We start from the raw sequence: 1,290 nt of genomic DNA, 5'->3' as shown, positions 1-1,290 counted from the left end.
GCAAAACGCCCGCGTGCAATGCCCGCAAGGGCCAAAAACCAAAGGATGACGGTCGGCTTCACGACCTGAACACCTCTACATCGCCGACACGTCGCAAATTCAGCTGCTTGTTCAGCGTAGCCTTAAGGCACAACTCGACCTGCGCTCGAACCGCGTGCATCGCGCGATGCTGGTCCAGGTCGGACTGCTCGGCATGATGCTCCTCATCGCGATCGTCTTGTCCAGTATTGTGGTACGCCGCATCACGGGGCCGCTCCGTAATGCGCTGGCCCTGGCGAATCGCGTGGCCGACGGGGATCTCACGAGTCATATCGAAGTGGCCACCACGGACGAAACCGGCCAGCTAATGCAGGCGCTGAAAGCGATGAACAGCAGCCTGGCCAGCATGGTTGCCCGGATTCGCACGGGAGCGGAAACCATTTCCACGGGTTCGGCGCAGATTGCTGCCGGCAACACGGACCTCAGTTCGCGAACGGAAGAACAAGCTGCGTCACTCGAAGAAAGCGCGGCGAACATGATACAGCTGACGTCGACGGTTCGTCACAACACCGAAAGCGCGAGACAGGGCAACACGCTCGCGGCCCACGCATCCGAAATCGCTGCGCGCGGCGGCGAGGTGGTGGGGCGCGTGGTTCACACGATGCGTGATATTTCGAACAGCTCGACGAAAGTCGCCAACATTACCGCCACGATCGAATCCATCGCATTCCAGACCAATATTCTCGCACTCAACGCGGCCGTGGAGGCCGCACGGGCCGGCGAACAGGGGCGCGGCTTCGCGGTGGTCGCGAGCGAAGTGCGCAACCTGGCGCAGCGCGCCGCCACCGCCGCGAAGGAGATCAAGGACCTCATCAACGAGTCGGTGGATCACGTGACCGCCGGCACCGAACACGTGGACGAGGCCGGCCGGACGATCAACGAAGTGGTGTCCGCCGTGCGCCGCGTGGCGGATCTGATGGGCGAGATCGCCGCCGCCTCGGACGAACAGCACAAGGGCATCGAGCAAGTAAATTCGGCGGTGGTCCAGATGGACCAGGTCACGCAGCAAAACGCGGCGCTCGTCGAGCAGGCCACGGCGGCCGCCCAGTCGATGAGCGAACAGGCCGTGCTTCTCAAGCGCGCGGTGGATGTGTTCAAGGTGTCGGACGGATATCTGGTCACTTCTTAGGGCTACGCTGAACAAGCAGCTGAATTTGCGACGTGTCGGCGATGTAGAGGTGTTCAGGTCGTGAAGCCGACCGTCATCCTTTGGTTTTTGGCCCTTGCGGGCATTGCACGCGGGCGTTTTGC

1 pseudogene is annotated in these 1,290 nt (G+C 62.2%); it reads left to right on the top strand.

What is annotated here, in order from left to right:
* Positions 1–118 precede the first annotated feature (118 nt).
* A pseudogene (locus ACLFKU_RS43465) lies at positions 119–1,168 on the top strand (methyl-accepting chemotaxis protein); the annotation flags it as partial.
* Positions 1,169–1,290 lie beyond the last annotated feature (122 nt).

It is taken from the genome of Paraburkholderia sp. EG304 (assembly GCF_046543485.1).
GTDB classification, from domain to species: Bacteria; Pseudomonadota; Gammaproteobacteria; order Burkholderiales; family Burkholderiaceae; genus Paraburkholderia; species Paraburkholderia youngii.
Note: the sequence above shows the minus strand (reverse complement) of the source record. Positions and strands in the feature narration are given on the sequence as shown.